The organism is Thermopolyspora sp. NPDC052614, from assembly GCF_040678635.1.
Taxonomy (GTDB): domain Bacteria; phylum Actinomycetota; class Actinomycetes; order Streptosporangiales; family Streptosporangiaceae; genus Thermopolyspora.
The window spans coordinates 216,582-242,172 of sequence record NZ_JBFATZ010000001.1 but is presented as its reverse complement, the minus strand read 5'-3'; the positions used below and the strand labels follow the sequence as shown (position 1 = coordinate 242,172).

At 72.0% G+C, this 25,591-nt stretch carries 19 protein-coding genes; 9 read left to right on the top strand and 10 right to left on the bottom strand.

Features of this window, described 5'->3' with window-relative positions; all coding sequences use genetic code 11:
• Positions 1-95: 95 nt before the first annotated feature.
• The 3 genes from AB0K60_RS00945 to AB0K60_RS00935 form a co-directional block, all read right to left on the bottom strand.
• A complete protein-coding gene (locus AB0K60_RS00945) occupies positions 96-1,235 on the bottom strand; it encodes a nucleotide pyrophosphatase/phosphodiesterase family protein (RefSeq protein WP_364047065.1) in 1,140 nt (379 codons plus the stop codon).
• A 37-nt stretch (positions 1,236-1,272) separates the two neighbouring features.
• The gene (locus AB0K60_RS00940) at positions 1,273-1,863 is read right to left on the bottom strand and encodes a DUF5998 family protein (protein ID WP_364047062.1); all 591 of its coding nucleotides are present in this window, start codon (positions 1,861-1,863) and stop codon (positions 1,273-1,275) included.
• Positions 1,864-1,975: 112 nt separating this feature from the next.
• Positions 1,976-4,627 (bottom strand): GNAT family N-acetyltransferase, encoded by a 2,652-nt coding sequence (locus tag AB0K60_RS00935; RefSeq protein WP_364047059.1) that lies wholly within the window; start codon positions 4,625-4,627, stop codon positions 1,976-1,978.
• A 178-nt stretch (positions 4,628-4,805) separates the two neighbouring features.
• On the opposite strand from AB0K60_RS00935, the gene AB0K60_RS00930 reads away from it, so the two are divergent.
• Both AB0K60_RS00930 and AB0K60_RS00925 read left to right on the top strand, forming a co-directional pair.
• The gene (locus AB0K60_RS00930) at positions 4,806-5,696 is read left to right on the top strand and encodes a sugar kinase (protein WP_364047056.1); all 891 of its coding nucleotides are present in this window, start codon (positions 4,806-4,808) and stop codon (positions 5,694-5,696) included.
• 169 nt (positions 5,697-5,865) lie between these two features.
• Positions 5,866-8,403 carry a DNA topoisomerase IV subunit A gene (locus AB0K60_RS00925; protein ID WP_364047053.1) on the top strand — a complete coding sequence of 846 codons (2,538 nt, stop codon included), beginning with the start codon at positions 5,866-5,868 and terminating at the stop codon, positions 8,401-8,403.
• A 384-nt stretch (positions 8,404-8,787) separates the two neighbouring features.
• On the opposite strand, the gene AB0K60_RS00920 is transcribed toward AB0K60_RS00925, so the two are convergent.
• Entirely contained in the window at positions 8,788-9,168 is a 381-nt protein-coding gene (locus AB0K60_RS00920; RefSeq protein ID WP_364047050.1) for a VOC family protein, read from the bottom strand.
• Positions 9,169-9,424: 256 nt separating this feature from the next.
• Here AB0K60_RS00920 and AB0K60_RS00915 point away from each other — a divergent pair, with 256 nt between their 5' ends.
• Positions 9,425-9,988 carry a thioredoxin family protein gene (locus tag AB0K60_RS00915; RefSeq protein WP_364047047.1) on the top strand — a complete coding sequence of 188 codons (564 nt, stop codon included), beginning with the start codon at positions 9,425-9,427 and terminating at the stop codon, positions 9,986-9,988.
• A 94-nt stretch (positions 9,989-10,082) separates the two neighbouring features.
• Here AB0K60_RS00915 and AB0K60_RS00910 read toward each other — a convergent pair whose 3' ends face one another.
• The gene (locus AB0K60_RS00910) at positions 10,083-10,805 is read right to left on the bottom strand and encodes a PepSY domain-containing protein (RefSeq protein WP_364047044.1); all 723 of its coding nucleotides are present in this window, start codon (positions 10,803-10,805) and stop codon (positions 10,083-10,085) included.
• A 104-nt stretch (positions 10,806-10,909) separates the two neighbouring features.
• The gene (locus AB0K60_RS00905) at positions 10,910-13,003 is read right to left on the bottom strand and encodes a DNA topoisomerase IV subunit B (RefSeq protein WP_364047041.1); all 2,094 of its coding nucleotides are present in this window, start codon (positions 13,001-13,003) and stop codon (positions 10,910-10,912) included.
• Between the two features lie 304 nt (positions 13,004-13,307).
• Between AB0K60_RS00905 and AB0K60_RS00900 the strand changes: the two genes are divergently transcribed.
• Positions 13,308-13,535, top strand: a complete 228-nt coding sequence (locus tag AB0K60_RS00900) for a hypothetical protein (RefSeq protein ID WP_364047038.1) — start codon at positions 13,308-13,310, stop codon at positions 13,533-13,535.
• A gap of 329 nt (positions 13,536-13,864) precedes the next feature.
• On the opposite strand, the gene AB0K60_RS00895 is transcribed toward AB0K60_RS00900, so the two are convergent.
• The 4 genes from AB0K60_RS00895 to AB0K60_RS00880 form a co-directional block, all read right to left on the bottom strand.
• Positions 13,865-14,830, bottom strand: a complete 966-nt coding sequence (locus AB0K60_RS00895; protein ID WP_364047035.1) for a hypothetical protein — start codon at positions 14,828-14,830, stop codon at positions 13,865-13,867.
• 310 nt (positions 14,831-15,140) lie between these two features.
• A complete protein-coding gene (locus tag AB0K60_RS00890) occupies positions 15,141-16,874 on the bottom strand; it encodes an RNA polymerase sigma factor (RefSeq protein ID WP_364047032.1) in 1,734 nt (577 codons plus the stop codon).
• Positions 16,875-17,081: 207 nt separating this feature from the next.
• Positions 17,082-19,175, bottom strand: a complete 2,094-nt coding sequence (locus AB0K60_RS00885) for a SpoIIE family protein phosphatase (protein WP_364047029.1) — start codon at positions 19,173-19,175, stop codon at positions 17,082-17,084.
• 179 nt (positions 19,176-19,354) lie between these two features.
• A complete protein-coding gene (locus AB0K60_RS00880) occupies positions 19,355-19,933 on the bottom strand; it encodes an HhH-GPD-type base excision DNA repair protein (RefSeq protein WP_364047026.1) in 579 nt (192 codons plus the stop codon).
• Positions 19,934-20,029: 96 nt separating this feature from the next.
• Here AB0K60_RS00880 and AB0K60_RS00875 point away from each other — a divergent pair, with 96 nt between their 5' ends.
• The 5 genes from AB0K60_RS00875 (at position 20,030) to AB0K60_RS00855 (ending at position 25,086) form a co-directional block, all read left to right on the top strand.
• The gene (locus AB0K60_RS00875) at positions 20,030-20,464 is read left to right on the top strand and encodes a hypothetical protein (protein ID WP_364047023.1); all 435 of its coding nucleotides are present in this window, start codon (positions 20,030-20,032) and stop codon (positions 20,462-20,464) included.
• 534 nt (positions 20,465-20,998) lie between these two features.
• Positions 20,999-22,528, top strand: coding sequence for a hypothetical protein (locus AB0K60_RS00870; protein WP_364048123.1), 1,530 nt, complete (start codon positions 20,999-21,001; stop codon positions 22,526-22,528).
• Between the two features lie 229 nt (positions 22,529-22,757).
• Positions 22,758-23,513, top strand: coding sequence for a 5-oxoprolinase subunit PxpA (locus AB0K60_RS00865; protein WP_364047020.1), 756 nt, complete (start codon positions 22,758-22,760; stop codon positions 23,511-23,513).
• An 8-nt stretch (positions 23,514-23,521) separates the two neighbouring features.
• Positions 23,522-24,202: an allophanate hydrolase subunit 1 gene (locus AB0K60_RS00860; protein ID WP_364047017.1), complete on the top strand. Its 681-nt coding sequence runs from the start codon at positions 23,522-23,524 to the stop codon at positions 24,200-24,202.
• A gap of 2 nt (positions 24,203-24,204) precedes the next feature.
• Positions 24,205-25,086: a biotin-dependent carboxyltransferase family protein gene (locus tag AB0K60_RS00855; protein WP_364047014.1), complete on the top strand. Its 882-nt coding sequence runs from the start codon at positions 24,205-24,207 to the stop codon at positions 25,084-25,086.
• Positions 25,087-25,591 lie beyond the last annotated feature (505 nt).

Genomic DNA, 25,591 nt, shown 5'->3' with positions numbered 1-25,591 from the left:
ACGTCCGCCAGGAAGCCCGAGGTCGGCCAGGAAGCCCGAGGTCGGCCAGGAAGTCCGTCAAAGGTCCGTTGAGAAGTCCGTCTGAAGGTGGGCGGTCACCTCGTGCTGACCTCCACCAGCGGGATGTACTGCTCCTCGGCGGTGAGCGAGCCGTGCATGCCGACCATGGCCGCCTCCTTCGGCTCCTGCTGCGAGGCGATCACCGCGCAGTCCCCGTACGGCACCGCCACCACGTCGCCGACGCGCTCCAGCCACTCCCGCCGTACGGCCCGCCCGAACCACCCGGCGGCGACGGCCTCCTCCCGCGACACCACCCAGCCCCGGCCCGCGAGCGTCTCGCGCCAGATCTGCAGCACCGCCTCGGCCGCGCCGGGCTCGGCGTAGACGTGCCTGGCCCTGGCGTCCCCGCCGACCATGGCCACGCCCTCGCGCAGCTCGGGGATGGCGTCGACGTCGATTCGGTCGGTGACGTTCACCATGCCGTGGTCGGCGGTCACGTACAGCGCCGAGCCGGGGGGAAGCGCGGCGGCGATCCGCTCGGCCATGGCGTCCACGATGGCGAGTTGCTCGCGCCATTCGGGCGTACCAGCGCCCACGAAGTGGCCGGTCGCGTCCAGGTCGCCGTAGTAGGTGATCACGTAGGCGCGGTCGGCCCGGAGCGCCTCCTGCACCCCGGCGACGCGGTCGTCGACGCTGTCGGCCGCGACGTAGCGCACCCCTCGGTGCACCGCCCGGGTGAGGCCGGTGCCCTCGAACATGGCCGGGCCGACGTACACCGGCCGCACCCCGGCGGCCTCGGCCCGCTGGTAGACCGTGGGGACCGGCTGCCAGGTCTCCGGCTCGATCTGCGGCCCGACGATGGTCCAGCGCAGGCAGTTGAGCATGCGCCCCTCGCCGGGCACGGCGAGCCGGAGGCCGAGCATGCCGTGCTCGCCCGGCGGCACGCCGGTGCCGAGCGTGCCCAGGCTGGTCACGGTGGTGGCCGGGAACCCGGCCGTGATGACGCGGTCCAGGTGCGCGGACAGGAACGGGGCCACCTCGGCGTGGGCGCGCAGCAGCCGCTCGCCGAGCCCGTCGACCAGGAACACGCAGACACGCCGGGCCGGGGCGAGGTTCAGCGTGTTGGTTCCGCCGAGGCCGAGGGCGGCCAGGGCGGAGCCGGGCAGGTCGGCGAGCGAGGCCTCGCCGTACGCGGGGATCAGGGGTGCCGCGCCGTCGCCGCTGGGGGAGGTCATGCCGTGAGGTTACGGCACGACGAGGTGCACAACGAGGTCAGGGCACGACCGGCGCGGTGGCCTCCGACAGCGCCTTGGCGAACGCGAGCACCTGGGCGACCGCCTCCGGCCCGTCGGCCGCCTCGCTGACCCGCAACTGCAGGTCGTCGGAGGTGATCGCGCCGGTGTAGCCGTGGTCGGCCTCGCAGTTCTCGTCGCCGCAGGTGGCGGGCTCCAAATCGATGTGCGAGATCGCGCCCCAGCCGATCGACAGGGTCACCTCGGTGGGCGGCACACCCGGCACGTACGCCGCGGGATCGGGGACGAGCCGCGTCACGGCCACCGACTGGATGCGGCTGAGGCGGATCGCCTCGGTCGTCGTGGAGGCGTGCGCGGTCGCCACGCCCTCGGCCGGAGGGTGCTCGTCGGTGTGGCAGACCAGCAGACGGGTGGGCGAGAGCACGACCACCGTGATGTGCCTGCGGACCTCCATGCCGGGGTCGAAGGTTGCCTCGTGGTGCACCACGTAGGCGATGACCGACTCCTTGCCCAGCGCGGACTCGACGGCGTCGGCGACGAGGTCGGGGTAGTAGCCGCTGTGCTCGATGGCCTCGCGCAGCCCCGCGACCGAGACTCGGGTTTCCCTCATGGCTCCATCCTGCCCTGTCCGCCGGGGCGCTTTCACCGTCCACCGGCTGTCTGTGGATACTCCGTGGTTTCGCGGACCGTCGGCGCGGGGGCGCGCCGCCGCCGCGGGGCGCTCAGCGCAGGCGGCGCGGGCCGTGGTCGGGCCGGTGGCCCACCGGCCGCCGCAGCAGGCCGCGCGCCCCCACCACGGTCGCCTCGGTCTCGCCGACCAGCACCTGGTCGAGGTCGAGGCGGGCGACCTCGGGGAACTCGTCGGCGAGCAGCCCGACCCGGACCAGCAGCTCCTCAAGCGCCCCCACCGCCACCGGCGGGTGGCCGTAGCCGCCGAGCAGCAGCGGGGCCGCCCGCACCGACCGGACCAGGGCCGCCGCGTCCTCGGCGGTGAGCGGGGCCAGGCGGTAGGCCTCGTCGCCCAGCAGCCGCGCGGTGACCTCGCCGAGGCCGAAGCTCACCACCGATCCGAAGTCGGCGTCCTCGATGACGCTCACCACGGCCGGTACGACGGGGTGCCGGGCCATGTGCTGGACGACGAGCACGGTGTCCGGCCCGAGCTGGGCGGACAGGTCGTCGTACGCCTGCCGTACGGCCTCGGGGGTGTTCAGCCCGACGCGAACGGTGCCGGTGCGGCGGACGTCCTCGGGGTCGGCGGACTTCAGCACGACCGGCGGGCCGTGCCGTTCGGCCGCGGCGACGGCCTCCTGCGGCGAGCGGACCTCGGTCGCGGGCCACACCTCCACCCCGTAGCGGGCGAGCAGCTCGGTGGCGTCGATCTCGACCGCCTCCCGCCCGGCGAGTTCGCGGTCGATCACCTCACGGGCGCCGGCCACGTCGATGCCGTCGAGCTCGGGGACCTGCCCGGAGGGCTGCTCGCGCCAGCGGGCGTATCCGACCACGTGCGCGAGCGCCCGCACCGCCTCCTCCGGGGCCGGGTACGAGGGCACCGAGCCCCGGCCGGGGTCGGCGTGGCCATGCCGGGGGGCGCCCGGGCGAGCGCGCAGCGGCGTGGGGATGCCCATCCGGCCCTGGAAGCTCGCCAGCACCGGCTTGCCGGCCTCGACGGCCGCCTCGCGCAGCACGGCGGCGACCGCCTCGGCGTCGCCCTCCGCGGGCGCGATGGGAGGCATGTAGATCGCCACCACCGCGTCGACCCGGGCGAGCAGGCCGGGCAGCGCCTCGCGGTAGGCGTCCGCGCCCGCCGTCGCGCCGAGGTTGACGGGCGGCTCGGGGTCGAGCCGGGCGGCCACGCAGGCGTCGACGGCGAGCTGGGCGAGGGCGTGGGAATTGCTCAGCACGCCCACCCGCGGCCCGGCCGGAAGCGGCTGGTGGGCCAGCAGCTGGGCGACGTCGAACAGCTGGGCCAGGTCGCCCACCCGGATCACCCCGGCGTGCTCGAACAGCGAGCTCAGCGCGGTGTCCGGCAGTCGCAGCACGGGGGCGGCGTGGCCGGCGGGCACCCCGCCCATGCCGCTTTTCACCAGCACGATCGGCTTCCTGCGGGAGATGCGGCGGGCGAGCCGGGCGAACTTCCGCGGATTGCCCAGCGACTCCAGGTAGAGGAGGATCACCTCGGTCGCCGGGTCCTCCTCCCAGTACTGCAGCATGTCGTTGCCGGACACGTCGGCCCGGTTGCCCGCGGACACGAACGTCGAGATGCCCATGCCCCGCTCGGCCACGCGCTGGAGCAGCGCCGTGCCGAGGGCTCCCGACTGGCTGAAGAAGCCGACTCGGCCACGGCCCGGCATGGTGGCGGCCAGGGTGGCGTTGAGCCGTACGGCGGGGTCGGTGTTGGCGATGCCCAGGCAGTTCGGGCCCACCACGCGCATGCCGTTGGCTCGGGCGATGCGCACCAGTTCGTCCTGCCGTTCCATGCCCTCCGGGCCGGTCTCGCCGAATCCGGAGGAGACGACGACGAGCCCGTGCACGCCTTTGCGCGCGCATTCCTCCACCACGTCGAGCACGCCGTCGGCGGGCACGGCCACCACCGCGAGGTCCACGTTCTCGTCGATTTCGGACACGCTGCGGTAGGCCCGTACCCCGGCGACCGCGCGTACGTGCCGGTGCACGGGATAGACCGGACCGGTGAAGTCGGCGGCGAGCAGGTTGCGCAGCACCGTCTGACCGACGCCGCCAGGCTCCCGGCCCGCGCCGATCACCGCCACCGACTCGGGGGTCAGCAGCCGTTTGATGGAGCGCGACTCGGCCAGGTGCTCGCGGGCGGCGATCACCTCCTGCGCGGTCTCGGTGGGCGACAGGTCGAGCGTCATGCGCACCACCCCGTCGGCGAACTTCGTCTGCGCGGTGTACCCGGCCTGCTTGAACACCCCCAGCATGCGCTGGTTCGACGGCAGCACGTCGGCGATGAACCGGGTGATGCCGCGCTCGCGCGCGGCGGCCCGCAGGTGCTCGATCAGCACCGAGGCGACGCCCCGGCCCTGGTGGGCGTCCTCGACGAGGAAGGCCACCTCGGCCGCCTCGCCCTTGGGCTCCAGCCGGTCGTAGCGGGTCACCGCCACCATCTCCGCGCCGATCGTCGCGATCAGCGCGACCCGGTCGTCGTAGTCGACGTGGGTGAACCAGGTGACCTCGCGGTCCGACAGGCGCGGCCGTGGGCCGAAAAACCGGAAGTATATCGATTCCGCCGACAGCCGTGAGTAGAAGGCCCGCAGCAGATCGCCGTCCTCGGGGCGAATCGGCCGGATATGGGCCGTCCCGCCGTCGGCGAGGACGACGTCGGCCTCCCAGTGGGCCGGATACTCGTGTGCCACTCTGGACATGCTAGTTGCGTCCGTTTTACCTGCCAGGGTGTCCGGGATCGGTGGGTTGAGCAACGCTTGTGCATCGAAGGGAAAGCGGCATCGGCTCTCTGCCCCACACGACGGCCGGAAACTGTTAGGTTTTTCGACGTCAGCCTTACCCCACGCAGGCAAACAAGGTGGTGACATCATGACGCGGGTGGTCGTGGTGGGCGATCTGATGACCGACGCGGTCGCTCGGGCGCGCTACCCATTGGCACGGGCCAGTGACACCCCCGCCGTCGTCACGATGCACGGTGGCGGCTCCGGGGCCAACATCGCCTCCTGGTTGGCGGTCGAGGGCACCGAGGTGGCCTTCGTCGGCCGTCGCGGCGCGGACATCACCGGCCGCAACCGGGACATGGAGCTCATGGGGTACGGCGTGGACGCCCGACTGGTCATGGACCCCGAGCGGCCCACCGGCACCTGCGTGGTGCTCGTCACGCACAAGGGCGAGCGCACCATGCTGTCCGACCCGGGGGCGAACGCCGCGCTCACGCCCGAGGACCTGCCGCGTGACCTGTTCTCCGGGGGTCACCTGCACCTGTCGGGGTACACGCTGATCAACGAGGGCTCGCGGGAGGCGGGTCTCGCCGCGCTGGAGGCCGCCCGGCGCGCCGCGATGTCGATCTCGGTGGACTGCGCGTCGGCCGCGCCGCTGGAGCGCAACGGGGCCGAGCCGTTCCTGGAGTGGACCCACGGCGCCAAGCTGCTGTTCGCCAACGCCGACCAGGCCAAGGTGCTCACCGGCCGGGAGGAGCCGGAGGCGGCGGTCAAGGTGCTCACCGCCTGGTTCCCCCAGGTCGTGATCAAGCTGGGCGCCGAGGGCTCGCTGTGGTACGGCGGGAACCGGCCCGAGCCGATCCGGGCGCCGGCCGAGCCGATCGAGCGGGTGGTGGACGGCACCGGCGCGGGCGACGCGTTCACGGCCGGCTTCCTGCCGGCGTGGCTGGACGGCAAGCCCCCGGCCGAGGCGCTCGCGGCGGGCAACCGCCTGGCCGCCAAGGCCATCTCCCACCTCGGGGCCCGGCCGCGGCTCTGATCGGGCGCGCCGCCGTCTCTCCGGGCCCCGTCGGCCCCTGAGATCGTCCGGAACGGACCGGGCACACTCCGACATCTCGGACCGTGCCCGGCCGCCTCCGTGCGAACTTCGAGCACAAACACGCCGGGTCCAGCGCGAGCGGCACCGGAAACACGGCAGAATGTTCGACATGGCCCGACGAACGACCACCCCGCCACCGGACGAGGACTTCGAGGAGCGGATCGTCGACATCGACGTGTCGGCGGAGATGCGCACCAGCTTCCTCGAGTACGCCTACTCGGTGATCTACCAGCGCGCCCTGCCCGACGCCCGCGACGGCCTCAAGCCCGTCCAGCGCCGGATCCTGTACTCCATGAGCGAGATGGGCCTGCGACCCGATCGCGGGCACGTCAAGTCGTCCCGGGTGGTCGGCGACGTCATGGGCAAGCTGCACCCGCACGGCGACTCGGCGATCTACGACGCCCTGGTGCGCATGGCGCAGGGCTTCTCCATGCGGCTGCCGCTGGTGGACGGCCACGGCAACTTCGGCTCGCCCGACGACGCCCCCGCGGCGATGCGGTACACCGAGGCGCGGCTCGACCCGGCCGCCATGCTCATGGTGCAGTCCATCGACGAGGAGACGGTCGACTTCCGCCCCAACTACGACGGCCAGGAGGTCGAGCCCACGGTCCTGCCGTCGGCGTTCCCGAACCTGCTGGTCAACGGGGCCTCCGGCATCGCGGTCGGCATGGCCACCAACATGGCGCCGCACAACCTGGGCGAGGTCATCGCCGCGGCCCGGCATCTGATCAAGCATCCGGATGCCACCCTCGAGGACCTCATGCGCTTCGTCCCGGGCCCCGACCTGCCCACCGGGGGCACGATCATCGGCCTGGACGGCATCCGGGACGCCTACGCCAACGGGCGGGGCACCTTCCGCATGCGCGCCAAGGCCGTGATCGAGAACGTCACGCCCCGGCGCAAGGGCATCGTCGTCACCGAGCTGCCGTTCAACGTCGGGCCGGAGCGGGTCAGCGCCAAGATCAAGGAGTTGGTTCAGGCCAAGAAGCTCACCGGCATCGCCGACCTGAAGGACCTCACCGACCGCCACAAGGGCCTACGGCTGGTCATCGAGGTCAAGAACGGCTTCAACCCCGAGGCGGTGCTGGAGGAGCTCTACCGGCTGACGCCGATGGAGGAGACCTTCGGCATCAACAACGTGGCCCTGGTGGACGGCCAGCCGCGCACGCTCGGCCTGCGCGAGCTGCTCCAGGTCTACATCGGCCACCGCATCGAGGTGGTGCGCCGCCGCTCGGAGTACCGGCGCAGGCGGCGCGAGGAACGGCTGCACCTGGTCGACGGTCTGATCATCGCGCTGCTCAACATCGACGAGGTCATCGCGGTGATCCGGAACTCCGACGACTCGGCGCACGCGCGGGCCCGGCTGATGGAGACCTTCTCGCTGAGCGAGACCCAGGCCGTCTACATCCTCGACACGCCGCTGCGCCGCCTGACCCGATACGACAAGCTGGAGCTGGACCGCGAGAAGGAGACGCTCACCGAGGAGATCGCCGAGCTTACCGCGATCCTGTCCGCGGAGGACAAGCTGCGGCGGGTGGTGTCGAACGAGTTGGGCGAGGTCGCGAAGAAGTACGCGACGCCGCGCCGTACGGTGCTGCTGGAGGCGTCGGGGGTGCGGACGGCGGGGACGGTGCCGCTGGAGGTCCCCGACGACCCGTGCCTGGTGCTGCTGTCGTCCAGCGGCCTGCTCGCCCGCACGGGCGACGACTCGCCGCTGGCGTCCTCCCCCGAGCGGTCGCCGCACGACGTGCTGCTGTCGGTGGTCCCGGCCACGGTGCGCGGCGAGATCGCCGTGATCACCTCCAAGGGGCGCGCGATCAGGGTGTCGGTGGTCGACCTGCCCCACATTCCGCCGAGCGCGGGCTCGCCGTCGCTCGCCGGGGGGCACCCGGTCTCCGAGTACGTCTCGCTGGAGGCCGGCGAGACCGTGGTGGGCCTGGGCTCGCTCAGCCCGTCGAGTCCGGGGCTGGCACTGGGGACGGCGCAGGGCGTGGTCAAACGGGTCGTCCCCGACTATCCGGCGAACCGCGACGAGTTCGAGGTGATCGGGCTGAAGGACGGCGACACCGTGATCGGCGCCGTCGAACTCCCCTCCGAGGACCACGATCTGGTCTTCATCACCTCCAACGCCCAGTTGCTGCGCTTCCCCGCCACCCTGGTCCGTCCGCAGGGCCGCCCCGCCGGGGGCATGGCCGGCATCCGGCTCGACCCCGACGCGAAGGTGATCTGGTTCGGGGCCGTCGACCCGGCGCTGGAATCCCGCGTCGTCACCGTGGCGGGCTCCTCGACGGCGCTGCCCGGCACCCAGACCGGCGGCGTCAAGGTGTCCGACTACGCCGACTTCCCGCCCAAGGGACGGGCCACCGGCGGGGTGCGCGCCCAGCGTTTCCTCAAGGGCGAGGACGTCCTGCTGCTGGCCTGGGCCGGGCCGTCCCCGGTCAAGGCCGTCTCCGCCGCCGGCAAGGCCGTGGAACTGCCCGCCGAACTGGGCCGCCGCGACGGGTCGGGCGTGCCGCCGACACAGCCGATCGCGGCCATCGGCGGCGCCCTGGGCACCACGCCCTTCCTTGCCGCGTCCGAAGCCCCTGGCGATGAGGCCGTCGGGGAGGCCAGTGGAGAGTCCGGCGGGGAGGACGATTCCGCCTGACGCGGTGCCCGCCACGGTCCGCCTGGCGGGCACCGTCCACGCTGCGGCCGACCGTACGACTGGCCACCGTCGCTCGACTCGGGACCAGGGTGCCGATCGGTAGGTCAGTCGCCCAAGAACAGGCAGAACGGGCGACCGGCCGCAGCAAAATGGACGGGGTACCGCACTCCCGAACGGCGAGCGCTCAGCTCACCGAATGCCGGGTCAGTCCCCCGGGAACGGGCGACCGGCGACATCGAGATGAACGCGGTACCCCACCCCGAACGGCGAGCGCTCGGCCCACCGACCGCCGGGTCAGCCCCCAGGAACGGGCGACCGGCGAAATCGAGGTGAACGCGGTACCGCACTCCCCAACGGCGAGGGCTCGGCCCGCCGACCGGCGCGTCAGTCGCCGAAGCACAGGCAGAACGGGTGGCCGGCGGGGTCGAGGTAGACGCGGAAGCCGTCGTAGGGGCCGACGGGCTGGTGGTCGTGTTTCACCGCGCCCAGCGCCAGCACCTCGGCCTCGGCCTTGTCGATGTCGTCCACCTGGAAGTCGAGGTGGAACTGCTGGGAGCGTTCGGGGCTCGGCCAGTCCGGCGGGCGGTGGCCCTCGACGCGCTGGAAGGACAGCGGCGTGGACTTCCCGTCCGTGATCGTGACCCATCCGCCGTCCTCGTCGATCCGGATGGTCTCCCAGCCCAGCACGGCCGCGTAGAAACGCGCCAGGGCCTCGGGGTCGGGACAGTCGATGGCCACGGTGTCCATGCGCGCGATGCCTGCCACGGTCTCCTCCTGATCTCGGTTCCATGTACCGTCGCCCGGTGCGACTGCGAGAGGGTCCCCCGAAGCGTCCGTCTGTCCCGTCTCGGCCCACGCGGTCGTCGCGCGCGGGCGCCTGTACAGCTTCCCACGGCCCGGCCACGAACACCTATGCGTCAGGGTTTCCGCCTCAACGAGGCCGGGGCGGCGTATACCTGTCGGTGGATCTTTCGGCGTGGATCTCTCGGCGGGTCATCGCGACGCTTGCGACAATGGCGGCATGGCCGTCAACTCGTTCATGGTTCCGCTGGGGACCCCGGCGCCGGACTTCGACCTGCCCTCGGTCGAGGGCGGGAGGGTGTCGCTGTCCGATCTCAAGGGCTCCCCTGCCGTTCTGGTGATCTTCCTGTCGAACCACTGTCCGTACGTGCGCCGCATCGAGCAGGGCATCGGAGCCTTCGCCGCCGACTACCAGGGGCGGGTGGCGACGGTCGGCATCTGCAGCAACGACGTGATCAACTATCCCGACGACGACGCGGCGCATCTGGCCGAGCAGGCGCGGCGGGCCGGGTTCGAATTCCCGTACCTGGTCGACGAGACGCAGGAGGTCGCCAAGGTCTACCGGGCCGCGTGCACTCCGGACTTCTTCCTCTACGACGCGGATCTGCGGCTCGTCTATCGGGGGCAGTTCGACGAGGCGCGGCCGGGCAACGACCTCCCGGTGACGGGCGCCTCGTTGCGGGCCGCGGCCGATGCCGTGCTCGCCGGCGAGGCCCCGGTGGAGCCGCAGGCGCCGAGCCTGGGGTGCGGCATCAAGTGGCGGCCGGGCAACGAGCCCGCGTAACGCCCCCGCGCATCCCTCTGCCCTCCCCGAAGTGACGAGCGGGGGTGGGCCTCCGCGTGGGAGGCCCACCCGCCGTCGGTGGAGGAGCCAGGCGTCACGAAGGGCTCGCCCCGGGCTCCTCGGGGGTCGGCACCATGGTCTCCTCCGGAGTCCCCTCCGGGCTCTGCTCCGGCCCGCCCGGGCTCTCCTCGCCGCCGGGGGACGCGCCCGGCGTGGACATGACCTCGCCCGTCTCGGCGTCGACGCGCATCTCGCGCTTCTCGCCCTGCTCGTCGGCCACCTCGCCCTTCCAAACGGCCTTGCCGTCGGCGTCGTCGAGTTCGAGCTTGGTGAGGTGGCCGCCGGGCGCCTGGCTCAGCATCTTCTCGGCCGCCTGGGCGTAGTCGATTTTGGCCTTCTGGACGAGTTCCTGGGTCTTGGCCTTGTCGCCGCCCTCTTCCGGCTTCGGCGACCCCTTCACCTGCCCGGACTGCGCATCGATCTTCATGGACTGCAGGGCGCCGTCCTCGCCGGCGACCGTCACGTCCCACATCTTGCCCTGGTCGGCGGCGTCCATCTTGACGATGGTGCCGTTGGGTACGGCCTTCAGCGCGGCCTCGCCCACCCGTTTGATGTCGGCCACGCTGCCGGGAGTGGCGGTGCCCTCGTGTCCCGGTGATTGCATGCCCGGCGGGGTCATGCCGGGCGAAGTAGTGCCCATGCCAGGCGTCTCGGTTGCCGCGACGTTCTCCAACTTCTCGGAGCCGCCCCCGCACCCGGTCGCCAGCGCGGCGAGCGCGAGTACGGCGAACATTCTCCGCCCACGATGTTGAGACATCGTTCCCCCCTGTCACGGTTGTCTCACCGTGGGTGATCTACCCCTGGAGAAATGGGTCAATCGCCCCGATAGGCACCGTTCGCCCGAGCTTGGGCAAGGGTGGGTCAGGCGTCGATGTTCTCCCGGTCGACCTCGGCGGCGCTTCCGACGAGGAACTCGCGGCGAGGCGCGACGTCGCTGCCCATGAGCAGGTCGAAGATGCGCTCGGCCTCCTCCATGTCCTCGATCTTGACGCGCCGCAGCATGCGGTGGCGGGGGTCCATCGTGGTCTCGGCGAGCTGGTCGGCGTCCATCTCGCCCAGGCCCTTGTAGCGCTGCACGGGATCCTTCCACCGCTTGCCCCGGCGCTCCAGGTCGCGCAGCGTCCTGTGCAGTTCGGCGTCGGAGTAGGTGTAGAGGTACTTCTGCGCGCCCCGGCCCGGGTTGGTGATCTCGATGCGGTGCAGCGGCGGCACGGCGGCGAAGACGCGGCCCGCCTCCACCATCGGCCGCATGTAGCGGTGGAAGAGCGTGAGCAGCAGGCAGCGGATGTGCGCGCCGTCCACGTCGGCGTCGGCCATGAGGATGACCTTGCCGTAGCGGGCCGCCGCCAGGTCGAAGGTCCGGCCCGAGCCCGCGCCGACCACCTGGATGATCGCGGCGCACTCGGCGTTCTTCAGCATGTCGGCGACCGAGGCCTTCTGCACGTTGAGGATCTTGCCGCGGATCGGCAGCAGGGCCTGGAACTCCGAGTTGCGGGCGAACTTGGCCGTGCCGAGGGCCGAGTCGCCCTCGACGATGAACAGCTCGCTGCGGTCCACGTCGTCGCTGCGGCAGTCGAGCAGCTTGGCCGGCAGCGCCGAGCTCTCCAGGGCGCTCTTGCGCCGCTGGTTGTCGCGGTGCTCCCGGGCCGCGATGCGCGCCTTCGCCGCCGCGACGATCTTCTCCAGCACGGCACGCAACTGCTGCTTCTGGGCGCGCTTGGGGGTGGCGAAGGCGTCCTTCAGCTCCCGGCTCACCACGTGGGCGACGATCCGGGCGGCGGCGGAGGTGCCGAGCACCTCCTTGGTCTGCCCCTCGAACTGCGGCTCGGGCACCCGCACGGTCACCACGGCGGTGAGCCCTTCGAGGATGTCCTCCTTGGTCACCGGGTCGTCGCCGTTCTTCAGCAGGCGGGTCTCCCGGAGCTGCTCGTTCAGGGTGCGCACCAGGGCGCGCTCGAAGCCGGCGACGTGCGTGCCGCCCTTGTGGGTGGCGATCACGTTGACGAACGAGCGCACCGTGGTCTCGTAGCCCTTGCCCCAGCGCACGGCCACGTCCACGGTCAGCTCGCGCTCGACGTCGGTGGAGGTCATGTGGCCCAGGTCGTCCAGGACCGGGACGGTCTCGCGGAAGTGCCCGACGCCCTGGAAGCGCAGCACGTCGCAGACCGCCTCGTCGCGGGCGAGGAACTCGCAGAACTCCGAGATGCCGCCGTCGAAGCGGAACTCCTCCTCCACCGGCTCCTCGCCGCGCGCGTCGCGGACGAGGATGGTGAGGCCGGGCACGAGGAAGGCGGTCTGCCGGGCCCGCACGTGGATCTCGTCGAGGGAGACCTCGGCGTCGGGCAGGAAGATCTGCTTGTCGGCCCACCAGCGCACCCGCGTGCCGGTGGCCTTCCTGCGCAGCGCGCCGCCGTCGCGCAGCCCCGACTTCTTCTTGAACTTGGCCGTGGGCCCGTCGCCGTCGAACAGCCCGGGCACGCCGCGGCGAAAGCTGATCTCGTGCGTACGCCCGTCGCGGTCGACCTGGACGTCCAGCCGGGAGGACAGGGCGTTCACCACCGAGGCGCCCACGCCGTGCAGGCCGCCGGAGGCACCGTAGGAGCCGCCGCCGAACTTGCCGCCCGCGTGCAGCTTGGTGTAAACGAGCTCGACGCCCGCCAGGCCGCTCTTGGGCTCGACGTCCACGGGGATGCCCCGGCCGTCGTCGCGGACCTCGATGGAGCCGTCGGCGTACAACTCCACCTCGATGCGCCTGCAGAAGCCGGCCAGCGCCTCGTCGACCGCGTTGTCCACGATCTCCCAGAGGCAGTGCATGAGACCGCGGCTGTCGGTCGAACCGATGTACATTCCCGGGCGCTTGCGGACGGCCTCAAGGCCCTCCAGGACCGAAAGGTGGCGGGCCGTATAGCCCGTCGGGTCGGCTCCCCGCGCCGGGGCCGTGCTGACTGCGGTCACACCCACTCCCACTCCGCGGCCGGGGCGCCGCGCGTGCGGCCACACCCGTGACCGCATCCGCTGTCGCGCCCGGCATCGAACATGTGTGCGTAGCTTATCGTTGTTGTCGCCTCGCCGCGTACAAGCTTGCCAGTACAACAGCGATACACGTGATGCGGGGAGCAAACCCCGTCACCTTTCGCCACATTCCGCTCTCGGCGTAGCGCCACCATGATTGGGAACGTCCGCGTCGGGTTAGATGTTGTCTCAAGTGACTGACGCCGAGTCCCCCACGGCACGTGGGGGGTGACCCGAAAGGCGATACGTGACTGGAGCTCTTGCCCCCACCAAGCCGCTGACGGCGCTCGACCGGTGTGACCGTTGCGGTGCCCAGGCCTACATCCGTGCGACCCTGCCGGTCGGCGGCGAGCTTTTGTTCTGCGCTCACCACGGGCGTCAGCACGTAGCGACGCTGCGCGACAAGGGTGCGGACATTCAGGATGAATCGGCCAAGTTGAACGAGACGTCATCCTCCGCGAGCGACAAGCGCTAGCGGTTTCGATAGCGCGGCCCGGCCGGGTGCCCGGTCGCCACGAGATCAACGATAACCCCAAGACATTCCCATCGGCTTCGCGTCCGGTTCGCGCGCACGCGTGAGCGGGGCGCGAAGCGTGCTCAGAACGCGTTTCCCACGTCGACGCGATCGAGGGTATCCGGGGCTCCGGCTCCAGGGTTCGTGAGACCACAGACGTTCTCACGGCCCTCCCGCGGGTGCCCTGCGTCGGCGGCGCCGTGAGCGGACCAGGAGCGAGCGGGTCAGGAGCAGGCACGGCCCGATCGGCGATCCCATCCACGACCCCATCGGCGGTTCGGGAATCGTTATCAGGTCGTGACGATATTCAGACGGCCGCAGGCGCGCAGATATTGCTGGCGTGGCTCGCCCAGGTGCGACCAGGGCAGCCTGCTCACCCTGCCGCCGGTGCGTACCAGGTGCCCGCGTGCGGGCCGCCGGAGATCGGCGAGGTAGAACGCCGCGCCGAAGAGGTTGTGCGCCTCGATCGCGCGCGGGTGCGGCACCATCCGGCGGCGCTCCACCCAACTGCCCGCGGCCGAGACGATCTCGCGCAACGCCTCGTCGTCGAACCAGTGCCTGCCTCCGGAACGTTCCGCGTTGCGCTCGAAGTGCGCGAGCGGCACCAGGGCCGGCAGCGGGTCGCCCTCGGGCGCTCGGGAGACGGCCACGCGGGCGAACTCGAACATCTCGCCGGTGGTCCCGCCCCAGCCCGGCGACAGAGTGATCAACCGGGCCACGTTGGCGGGGAACAGGGTGGGGAAGCGCCGGGCGCACTCCGCCCACAGCGCGTCCTTCTCGGCGCGCGGCGCGTCCAGGCCCAGCGCCATCCACATCAGGGACTCCCACGGCACCGGATCGGCCGGCAGCAGCCGCGCCGCCGTCCGCAGCGGTTCCCTGGCCCGTTCCATCGCCTGGTGGAACTCGCGCTGCCGCCCGGCCTGCGCCGAGCGGGCGCGTACGTCGGGCCGCAGCAGCCACGCCTCCTCCACGAGCGTGCGGCCCAGCCACAACCACATGTCCGGGTTGGACTGGTCCGCCGCGAGGAGCGTGGCGATGTCGCGGCTCTGCCCGACCGCGGCGTGGGACAGCGCCTCCACGCGCTGCGCCCGCACCTCGGGATCGAGACGGGTGGCGGCCAGCAAGCCCACGCCCGCGTACAGGTATCTGCGCCGCACCGCGTCGACCGCCTCGTCGAGTGCCGGATCCGCCCACGGCCGCTCGACGATCCGCAGTGTCCTGCGCGCCCGTACCCGATCCACTTCGGTGACACCCATGGACGCACACGGTACGTCAGGGTCAAGACAAGTGACGCTACACGCCTGTTACGCCTGGGTTAAACGGGCCCCACCGTCAACCGGATCCCGCTATGGCCCCGCCTCCCGCGCGCTCGACGCATCCCATTCGGCGGCAGGACCCGTGGCCCCATCCGGCGGCGGCACGGCCCTGAATCCGCCCTGATTCGGCCTGCAAGCGGCCCTGAATCGGCCCTGAATCGGCTCTGAATCAGCCCTGAATCGGCGCCGCCCCGGAGTCGGGTTGTCGAGTCCGGGGCGGGGTCGCGATCCGTTTGGATCCGGGCCGGGATCAGTCCAGGTAGTCGCGCAGAACCTGGGAGCGGGACGGGTGACGCAGCTTGGACATCGTCTTGGACTCGATCTGCCGGATGCGCTCGCGCGTCACGCCGTAGACCTTGCCGATCTCGTCCAGCGTCTTGGGCTGGCCGTCGGTGAGGCCGAACCGCATCGACACCACGCCCGCCTCGCGCTCCGAGAGCGTGTCGAGCACCGAGTGCAGCTGCTCCTGCAGGAGCGTGAAGCTGACCGCGTCGGCCGGGACGATCGCCTCGGAGTCCTCGATGAGGTCGCCGAACTCGCTGTCGCCCTCCTCGCCGAGGGGGGTGCTCAGGGAGATCGGCTCGCGGCCGTACTTCTGCACCTCGACGACCTTCTCCGGGGTCATGTCGAGTTCGCGGGCGAGCTCCTCCGGAGTGGGCTCGCGGCCGAGGTCCTGCAGCATCTGGCGCTGCACCCGCGCCAGCTTGTTGATCACCTCGACCATGTGCACCGGGATGCGGATGGTGCGCGCCTGGTCGGCCATGGCGCGGGTGATCGCCTGCCGGATCCACCAGGTGGCGTACGTGGAGAACTTGTAGCCCTTGGTGTAGTCGAACTTCTCCACCGCGCGGATCAGGCCGAGGTTGCCCTCCTGGATCAGGTCCAGGAAGAGCATGCCGCGGCCGGTGTAGCGCTTGGCCAGCGAGACCACCAGGCGGAGGTTCGCCTCCAGCAGGTGGTTCTTGGCGCGGCGGCCGTCCTCGGCGATCCACTCCAGCTCGGCGCGGACGTCGGCGGGCAGGTCGTTGCCCTCCTGGTTGAGCTGCTCCTCGGCGAACAGGCCGGCCTCGATGCGCTTGGCGAGCTCGACCTCCTGCTCGGCGTTGAGCAGCGGGACCTTGCCGATCTGCTTGAGGTAGTCCTTGACCGGGTCGGCGGTGGCGCCGGCCGCGGCCACCTGGGCCACGGGCGCGTCGTCATCGTCGTCGGACAGGATGAGGACTTCCTCTTCGACCTCGGCCGCCGCCTCGACCTCGGCGGGCTTGGGCTCCTCGGCGTCGTCCTCGACCTCGGCCTCGAGTTCGACGTCGACGTCGTCGGCCACCACGTCCTCGACGTCCGGGTCGAAGTCCTCGAGTTCGAGGTCGGCGTCGAGGTCGAGATCGACCTCGTCCTCGGGCAGGTCCGGCTTGGGCTCGGCCTTGCTCACGGGCGCCGGGGCGGGCTCGGGCCTGGTCTTCTTCGCCGCCGGGGCCTTGGCGGGCGCGGCAGGCTTGTCGGCCGCCTTCCTGGCGGCCGGCTCGGCCTTCTTCGCCGCGGGCTTGGCCGCCGGCTTGGTGGCGGTCTTGGCGGGGGGCTTGGCTGCGGGCTTGGCCCCGGACTTGGCGGCCGTCGGCTTGGCGGCCGATTTCACGCCGGCGGAGTCCGGCCCGCTCACCACGGCGGTGACCGTGTCGGACTGCTCCTTGGCGGCCGCAGCGGCGGTCTTGGACTTCTTGACTGGAGCGGCGGAGCGGCGCTTCGCAGCGCGCGTCTTCTTGGGCGCGGCGGAATCGGCGGCGGTCACCACGACGGTCACACCCTCCTTGCTGAGACTGCGAAGGAACCCAGCGGCGTGCGACAAGGGGATGTCCGCCTCCTCGAAGGCCTTGCGGACATCCTCAGACTCGAGGAAACCCTGCGAGCGCCCACGCTCGATCAGTCGCTGAATGACGGGCTCGTTCAGCTCTGTTGGCTTCGAGCGAGTCGAACTTGCAGGCGACACGAACACCTCTCGAACAACGCATGGCGAGAATGGACCCAGGTGGTGAGGCCGCTCGAACCGCAACGCACCTGCCCAGCATTCTGGCATGACACCCCGCTTCGCACGGCCGCCTCCCGTCGGTTGTCATCCACCCTAGGCCGACGGAGACAGTAGTGCGTACGTAAGCGGGTCACCGATACCCGAAAGCAACCGTTATGACTGTTTCATTCAGTCACTCTTCGTGGCCGGAGGGACATGGATCGCTAGGACCGTTACATCATCATCCTGTTCATACCCCGCCAACATGCGATCCACCAGGAAGTCGAGCAACATATGGGGACTTGCCACAACCTCAGGTGGAGCTTCGGTTACAACTGAGCAAAGTTCCGCAAGGCCCGCGTCCAAGCCGCGTTTCCGGTTCTCCACCAGTCCGTCGGAGTACAGCACGGCGGTGTGTCCCGGCGGCACCGAGAACCGGAACTGGCGACGGCTGGTCGGCCAGCCCAGCGGCGTGCCGGGCTCGGCCTCGTACAGCATCGCCGTCCCCTGCGGCGAGACCAGCAGCGGCGGCGGGTGCCCGGCCAGGGCGAGCGTGCCCTCCCCGGTGCCCGGCTCCACGATCATGTACGCGAGCGTGGTGACCTGATCCTCGGTCTCGGTGGCGTCGAACACCCGGTCGAGGCCGGTGAGCACGGCCGCCGGAGGCGGGTTGGTCAGCGCCAGGGCGCGCATCGCGTTGCGGATGCGGCCCATGCCCGCCGCGGCCTTGACGCCCTTGCCCATGACGTCGCCGACCACGGCCGCCACGCGGCCGTCCTGCAGCACGAACGCGTCGTACCAGTCGCCGCCGACCTGGACGTGGCGGCTGCCGGAGCGGAACCGCTGGGCGAGCTCCAGGCCCTTCACCACGGGCAGGTTGTCGGGCAGCAGGCTGCGCTGGAGCGTCTCGGCGGTGGTGTGCTCGCGCTCGAACAGCGTGGCCCGCTCGACCGCCAGCGCGCACTGACCGGCCAGCGCCTCCAGGAAGACCCCGTCCTCCTGGGAGATCTTCTGCGGGCGGGTGAACGAGAACCGCAGCGCGCCGAGCGCCCGGCCCGCGGCGAGCAGCGGCAGGCCCACCCAGGCGCGCTCGTCGCTGGCGAGCACGGCCTTGATCACGCTCTCGTCGGCGCCGGCGTCGGCGAGTTGCTGGCGCAGGCTCTCGGGCGACTCGGCGAAGACCGGGCGGCGGCTGTTGACCGCCATCGTCATCACGTTGGTGTGGGTGAGCGGGATCTCGTCGCCGGACATGCTGGGAAGATCGGGCACGCCGCCGCTGTTGATCAGCTTGAGGCCGGCCCGCTCGGTGTCGAGCAGCGCGACCGCCGACCGGTCGGCGGCGAGAGCCGTACGGCCCACGTCGATGATCACCTGGACGACCTGCTCGACCGTGAGGGCCTCGGCGAGGATGGCCGTCGCGCCCTGCAGGCGGGCCGTGCGCAGCGCGGCGGCGCCGAGCTGGTCGGTGAGCCTGCCGCGCATCTCCTCGGCCTCACGCTGGGCCGTGACGTCGCTGTTGGCGCCCACCCACTCGACCACCCGGCCGTGCCGGGCGATCGGGACCGCGCGCACCTCGAAGTGGCGGTAGCCGCTCGCCCGGGTGCGCACCCGGTAGCTCCACTCGAACATGGTCCGGCCGCGCAGCGCCTCGCGCCACGCCTCCTCGGTGGCCGCCCGGTCGTCGGGGTGGACCGCGCCGAGCCAGCCGTGGGTGAAGTACTCCTCCAGGCCCTGCCCGGTGATCGCCCGCCACTGCGGGGCGTCCTCCTCGACCGCGCCGCTGGGCTTGGTGATCCAGACCAGTTGCTGCTGGGACTCCACCAGCGAGCGGTAGCGCTCCTCGCTGCGGCGCAGGTCGTCCTCGCGCTCCTGCCGGTCGGTGACGTCGACGCCGAACATGCCCACGCCGAGCAGCCGGCCCTCCTCCCTGACCGGGAAGAACGACAGCGTCCAGTGCCGGGTCTCGCCGCCGCTCAGCCGCGTGCGCACCGGCTTGCCGCCGTCGGTCACCGGCCGGTCCTCCTCGGCCACCCTGCGCACCGAGCCCGTCATCGCCGCCGCCAGGTCCGCCGGGAGGAACTCCTCGGGCAGGCGCCCGATGTGCCGGTCGACCGGCAGCCCGGTGAGGTCGGTGAAGGCCTCGTTGACGCGCTCGAAGCGGCCCTCGAGGTCGAAGAACGCGAAGGCGAACGGGGCCTCCGTCGTGACGCCCCTCAGCAGAGCGGAATCCGAGATGTCCACACCCGACTCCTGGGGAGGGGGAACGGAGGTCTCCGCGCTCATGGTCGGCACCTCCGTCGCGTGCCAGGGTCTCCCACGAGGCACATCTCCATAACTGTGATTCTTGGCAGGGTAGGACCTGCCCTACATCATCGGCGATGGGCATGCGCGGACGGAAGCCCCGGCCGTCATGCGGTCAACGCATCCTGTCAAACCACGCCGCCATACGCCGCAAGATCAGCCTACTTCCTGACGGCCCGCTTGGCCTCCCGCTTGGACTCACGCACCTTCGCCAAACTCTCGGCGTCGACCACGTCGGCCACCGAACGGTGCACTCCCTCCTCGCCGTACGGCCCGGCCGCCTCGCGCCAGCCGGGGGGTCGCACGCCCAGCCTCTTACCGAGCAGCGCCAGGAAGATCTGGGCCTTCTGCCTGCCGAAACCCGGCAGGGCCAGCAGGCGGCCCAGCAGCTCCCGGCCGTCGGCCACGTCCGCCCAGATGGCCTCCGCCTTGCCGCCGTAATGATCGGCGACGTACGCGGCCAGCCGCTGCACGCGCCCCGCCATCGACGCTGGATAGCGGTGCACCGCGGGCTTCTCGGCGAGGAGCGCGGCGAACGACTCCGGATCGTATGCGGCGATCTCGTGCGCGTCCAGCCCGGCGATAGGATCGCGACCGAGGCGGACGGCGATCGTGTGCGGTCCCGTGAACGCCCATTCCATGGGAACCTGCTGGTCGAGGAGCATGCCGATGAGCAGCGCCAAGGGATCGCGGCCGAGCAGGTCGTCGGCCTCCGGCTGCTGGGCGACCTGGATGCGCATGGGACCAGCTTCGCATGTCACCGTGGCGAGGGTTGACACACGCGCGGAAAGTTATGGAATGGGAGCGCCAGTAGCCCACGCGAGGGGACGCGCTTCATGCCCGCACTCGCCATCCGCTTCACCGGCGCCGCCGCCACCCGAGTCCAGAACAACCGGTACGCCGGTCGCGCCGCCGTCGGCGCCCGGTACGCCGCCGTGGAGCACGCCGACCAGGAGACCCCCGTCGCGCCGTGCGCCGGCGTCCGGGAGGAGGCCCGCGGGGCCGGGGAGGCGGCCGGGGAATCGCGCTGGGGCGCCCGTGCCGAGCCCGGGCACCCCCTCGACGCGGCCTGCGCCGCCCGCCTCGCCGCCGAGTTCCGCTCCATCCCCGACGGCGTCGTACGGCGCTGCCTCGCCGACGTCTGCGCCTGCGCCGAGCACCTCGGCGTGGACGTCACCGCGCCCGGCGTGGTGGAGCGGCTCGCCCGCGAGCGCCTGCTGGCGCTGGTCAACTCCACCCCTCCCTCAGGGGCGCCGCCGGCCCGCCGATGAGCCCGCCGATGAGGATGAGGGGGCGCGGGTCCGCCCGGCGTTCGACGGGAGCCTCCGGCCCGGCCTGACGCCGGGCATACCGGGAGACACGCGACGAGACGCGCAACTTTCGCGCATGCCGCGCACCGTCCGGCCGGATTCGGCCGCGAGTCGGGCGGCCGTCGGAGCGGCCATCGGATCCGGCGCCCGGACCGCCGAATCCGTCGGCGTCCCGGGCGCTTCCTTGGTAGCGTCGTGGAGTGCCCGGCATGTCAGGCACAGGACGTCGAGCGCATCGGTGAGGGCCCGGCCGTCTCGCACCGTGCCCGTCCTGTCCCAAAATGCGGGCATACGTCACCCTTCGCGGGTGGAGGAGTCACAACGCTGGTGTTACCGGTCTGCGTTCCGCGCACCCTTTCCGTCAGGAATGCGAGAAGGTGGACGGGTGAGTGAGCGAGCCGACGCACGGCGGTCGACAGGGCGGGAGGTCCGGTGAGCCACCCGCACAGACATCCTGCGCCCGGGGCCCGGTCCCCCGAGGAGGTCTTCGCCGAGATGCTGCTCGCGGCGCGCGAGCTGCTCGCCGTGCGCAGCCCGCTCGACGCCGAGCTGATGGTCTCCGACATGCTCGGCGCGTGGTGGGGCGAGCGCGTACGCGGCGGAGACATCGAGCAGGTGCTCGGCGAGGGCCTGGTCGACTACGCCGCCAAGGAGGGCACCCCGGCCGCGCTGACCCTGCTGATCGCCATCGCCTACCTGGGCACCTCCCGGCAGGCGGCCAAGGCCGAGGGCGCGGCGCTCGCGATGATGGAGTCCGAGGTGGCCCGGCCGCGCTGGGCCGACCGGGTGGGCGCCGTCAAGCCCGTGGCCTGCTACGTCTCCCGGGACGCGTACGGCGACCAGGACACCGTGGTCTGCATCTTCGGCTACCGGGACACCACCCGGCCGTACGACCCGGCCTCCGGGCCGAACGAGGACCGGCACGCCCTGGTCGTCGTGGTCGACTACAACCTGCGCGGCATGGCCCGCGACGCGTGGGTGTCCTCGCACGTGGACAAGCTGCTGGAGCAGGCGCGCGAGGAGGCCGAGGGCAACCCGATGCTGCGCTTCGAGCCGCTGGAGCCCCAGCAGGCCAGGGCTCTGCTGGAGATCGCCATGAAGGCCACCAGGGAGTCCGGGGGCCGGGGCCGGCCACGACCGGTGAGCGACAGCTACAGCGCCTACCACGCCTTCGCCCGCGCCCGGGTGAAGGCGCTGCCGCCGGGGCGCAAGCGGCCCGCCCCGCTGTACAGCGAGGCCCCCTACAGCCGGGAGCGGCGGGCGATGCTGGCGGCGGAGTTCCTCGCCTCCGACGCCGCCGAGCACCTGTCGGACCCGTCGGCGGCCTCCCGCTGCGCCGACCACATCATCGACTACGGCTGCGACCAGGACTTCGGGCGTCCGCTGCGGGTGAGCCCGACCAAGTGCGAGACGTTCCTGCTGGACTGGCTGCCCCGCAAGGTCATGCTCAGCCCGGCCGAGCAGGAGGCGATGCCGCACGTGCTCGCCGCCTGGGTGCGCTTCGCCGCGCCCCGGATGGGCCTGCCGGAACAGGGGGTGCGGGCCACCCTGGACGCGGTCTGGGAGGCGACGGCGAAGTTCACCGAGGCCTACCGCGACCCGACCACCTTCGGCCTCGACCGGGCCCTGGTGCAGCGACTGCTGCCGGACGGCGACCTGTCCGCCCTGGCCCGCCGCGCCTTCGCGTTCCCGTTGCTCGAAGGGGTCCAGGACAACATCATCCTGGACACGCTCAACCCCGCCGACGAGGCCGACCGCCGCATCCTGCTGGAGATCGACCACGCCGACGAGCGCGGCCGTCCCGACCTTCAGGAGCATCTGGCCTGGCACGAGGAGATCGCCGCGCGGCTGTGGGACGGCGACCCGCCGCAGCTGTGGGAGGCCGCCCAGCGACTGCTCGATCTCGGCCACGACCGCCACGACGTACTGCACGTGCTGATCGAGATCGCCGAGCGGATCGGCGATCATCCGGACGAACTCATCGCCGCCCTCGACGACATCGCCGACATTCCGGACTCCCCCTGATCCGCTCGCGCCCGCGCCGCCGCGACCGACGGCCCCCGAACGGCCCACGAACGGCCCCCAGACGACCCACGGGTGGCGCGTGCCCGGCCGCCCCTGGTCGGGCCGCAGGTTCATGAACGGGTTCATAGGCGGGATTCATTAGCGGACTTCGCAATCGGGGTTCATAGGATGGAAAACGCCCGCGCGCGCCCGCGCCGGACGAGGCGGAGCCGAGCCGGAGTGACCTGAAATGATCATGGATCTCAACGCCGACCTCGGGGAGGGGTACGGAATTTGGCGTCTCGGCGACGACGACGCCCTGCTCGATTTGGTCACCAGCGCGAACGTCGCCTGCGGGTTCCACGCGGGCGACCCGATGACGATCATGCGTACCTGCGCGGCGGCGGTGGAACGGGGGGTGCGAATCGGGGCACAGGTGTCCTACCGGGATCTGGCCGGGTTCGGCCGCCGGGAGATGGACGTCGATCCCGACGAACTGCACGCGGAGATCCTCTACCAGCTCGCCGCCGTGGACGGCATCGCGCGGGCGGTGGGCGGCGAGATCTCCTACGTCAAGCCGCACGGCGCGCTCTACAACCGCGTCTGCCGGGACCCCGCGCAGGCACGGGCCGTGATCACCGCGGTGGCCCGCTACCGGCCGGAACTGCCGGTGCTCACCCTGCCGGACTCGGCGATGCACGAGGTCGGCGCCGAGCACGGCGTCGCCACGGTCGCCGAATGCTTCGCCGACCGGGCCTACACGCCGGAGGGCACACTGGTCTCCCGGCGGCAGGCGGGCGCGGTGCTGCACGACCCTGGCGAGGTCGCCGGGCGCGCGGTGCGCATGGCCGTGGCGGGCGAGGTCACCGCCGTGGACGGCTCGTCGGTACGGCTCGACGCCCGGTCCGTCTGCGTCCACGGGGACACCCCCGACGCGGTACGGCTCGCGCGGGCGGTGCGCGACGCCCTGGTCGAGGCCGGCGTCACCCTGCGAGCCTTCACATGAGCGCCCGCATGAGCACCAACATGAGCACCAACATGAGCGCCGCCGACGGCGGGTCGCCGGGCATCCGCAGATCCGGCGAGCACGCCCTGCTGGTGGAGACCGGCGGGCTGCGGCTGTCGCACCGGCTGGACGCGCTGCTGCGCGCCGAGCGACCAGCGGGGGTCGCCGAGATCGTGCCCGGCCCCGAAACCCTGCTCGTCGTCGCCCCCGGGGCCGATCTGGGGAGGCTGTCGGCGCTGCTGTCGAAGCTGCTGGCCGAGTCGGCGGCCGAGGCCCGCGCGCGCCCCGAGGGCACGGGGGGCGACGCCGGGGAGGTGGTCACCATCCCCGTGGTGTACGACGGGGCGGACTTGGAGTCGGTGGCGGAGCTGGCCGGTCTGACGGTCGACGAGGTGATCGCGCGGCACACCGCGAGCGAGCTGGTCGTGGGCTGGCTGGGGTTCGCGCCCGGGTTCGCCTACCTCACCGGCCTGGATCCGGTGCTGCGGGTGCCCCGGCTGGAGACCCCGCGCACGTGCGTGCCCGCCGGGTCGGTGGCGGTCGCGGGCCCGTACTCGGCCGTCTACCCCGCCGCCTCGCCGGGTGGCTGGCGGCTGCTCGGGCGTACCGAGGCGCGGGTCTGGGACGTGGCCGCCGATCCTCCGTCGATGCTGCGCCCGGGGACGCGGGTGCGGTTCGAGGCGGTCTGAGCATGGGCGACATCAGAGGCGTACTCGAGGTGATCCTCCCGGGGCCGTACGCGACGGTGCAGGACCTCGGGCGGCCGGGGTACGCGCATCTCGGGGTGCCGCGCTCGGGGGCCGCGGACGGGCCCTCGCTGCGGCTGGCCAACCGGCTGGTGGGCAACCCGGAGGGGTACGCGGGCATCGAGCTGACCTTCGGCGGGGCACGGCTGCGGGCCTCCTGCGGCGTCTGGATCGCGGTGACGGGCGCGCCGTGCCCGGTCGAGGTGGGCGGCCCGGCCTGGCGGCAGGTCGGAATGGACGGGCCCATCTGGGTGGCGGCGGGGCAGGAGATCCGGATCGGGATGCCGTGGGCCGGGCTGCGGTCCTACCTGGCGGTGCGTGGCGGCATCGCGGTGGAGCCGGTGCTGGGCAGCCGCTCCGGCGACTCCCTGTCGGGCCTCGGCCCGCCGCCGCTCGCGCCGGGCACGGTGCTGCCGATCGGTCACTCGGACACCCTGCCGCCGATCGTCGTGGATCAGGTTCCGCCGAGGCCGATGGCGAACACCCCCGCCGTCCGGGTGCTGCCCGGCCCGCGCGACGACTGGTTCGCCCCCGGGGCCCTGGACGACCTCTGCGCGCGCCCGTACGCGGTCAGCCCTGACAGCAACCGAGTCGGGGTACGGCTGCGCGGCACCGCCCTGAAACGCGCCCGGCAGGGCGAACTCCCCAGCGAGGGCATGGTCGCCGGCGCCATCCAGGTCCCTCCAGACGGCCTCCCGATCGTGTTCCTCGCCGACCACCCGCCCACCGGCGGCTACCCCGTGATCGGCGTCGTCTCCACCGCCGACCTCCCCGCCGTCGCCCAACTCCGCCCAGGCGACCACCTGAGCTTCACACTCGCACCATAAGGCCCCAGCAGACCCCAAAACGCCCCGCGATGTCGTCGTGCTCACCTTGCTCTCGCCGTGCTGAGGCATGAGTCAGGTGGCCCCTGGAGGAACGCGTCCGGCTCCGTTCAGGTGAACGCCCGCGCGTCCAAGTCCCGGCCCGACCGCGGCACGACCCCGCAGCGAACGGCCGTACGCGACCCGAATGCCCGCGCCTCCGCCCGCGACGACACAGCCGTCCCACCTCGCGGCCCGTCACCGGCACGACGGCGACACACCCACCGCACGGCGCGGCCGGACAAGGCACGGCACGACGAGCACGCTCCCCCGCCCGCGACCACACAGCCGACCCACCCCGCGACCCGTCACCGCCACGACGACAACACACCCGCCACGCGGCGCGGCCGGACAAGGCACGGCACAACGGGCCCGCTCCCCCGCCCGCGACCACACAGCCGACCCACCCCGCGACCCGTCACCGCCACGACGACAACACACCCGCCACGCGGCGCGGCCGGACAAGGCG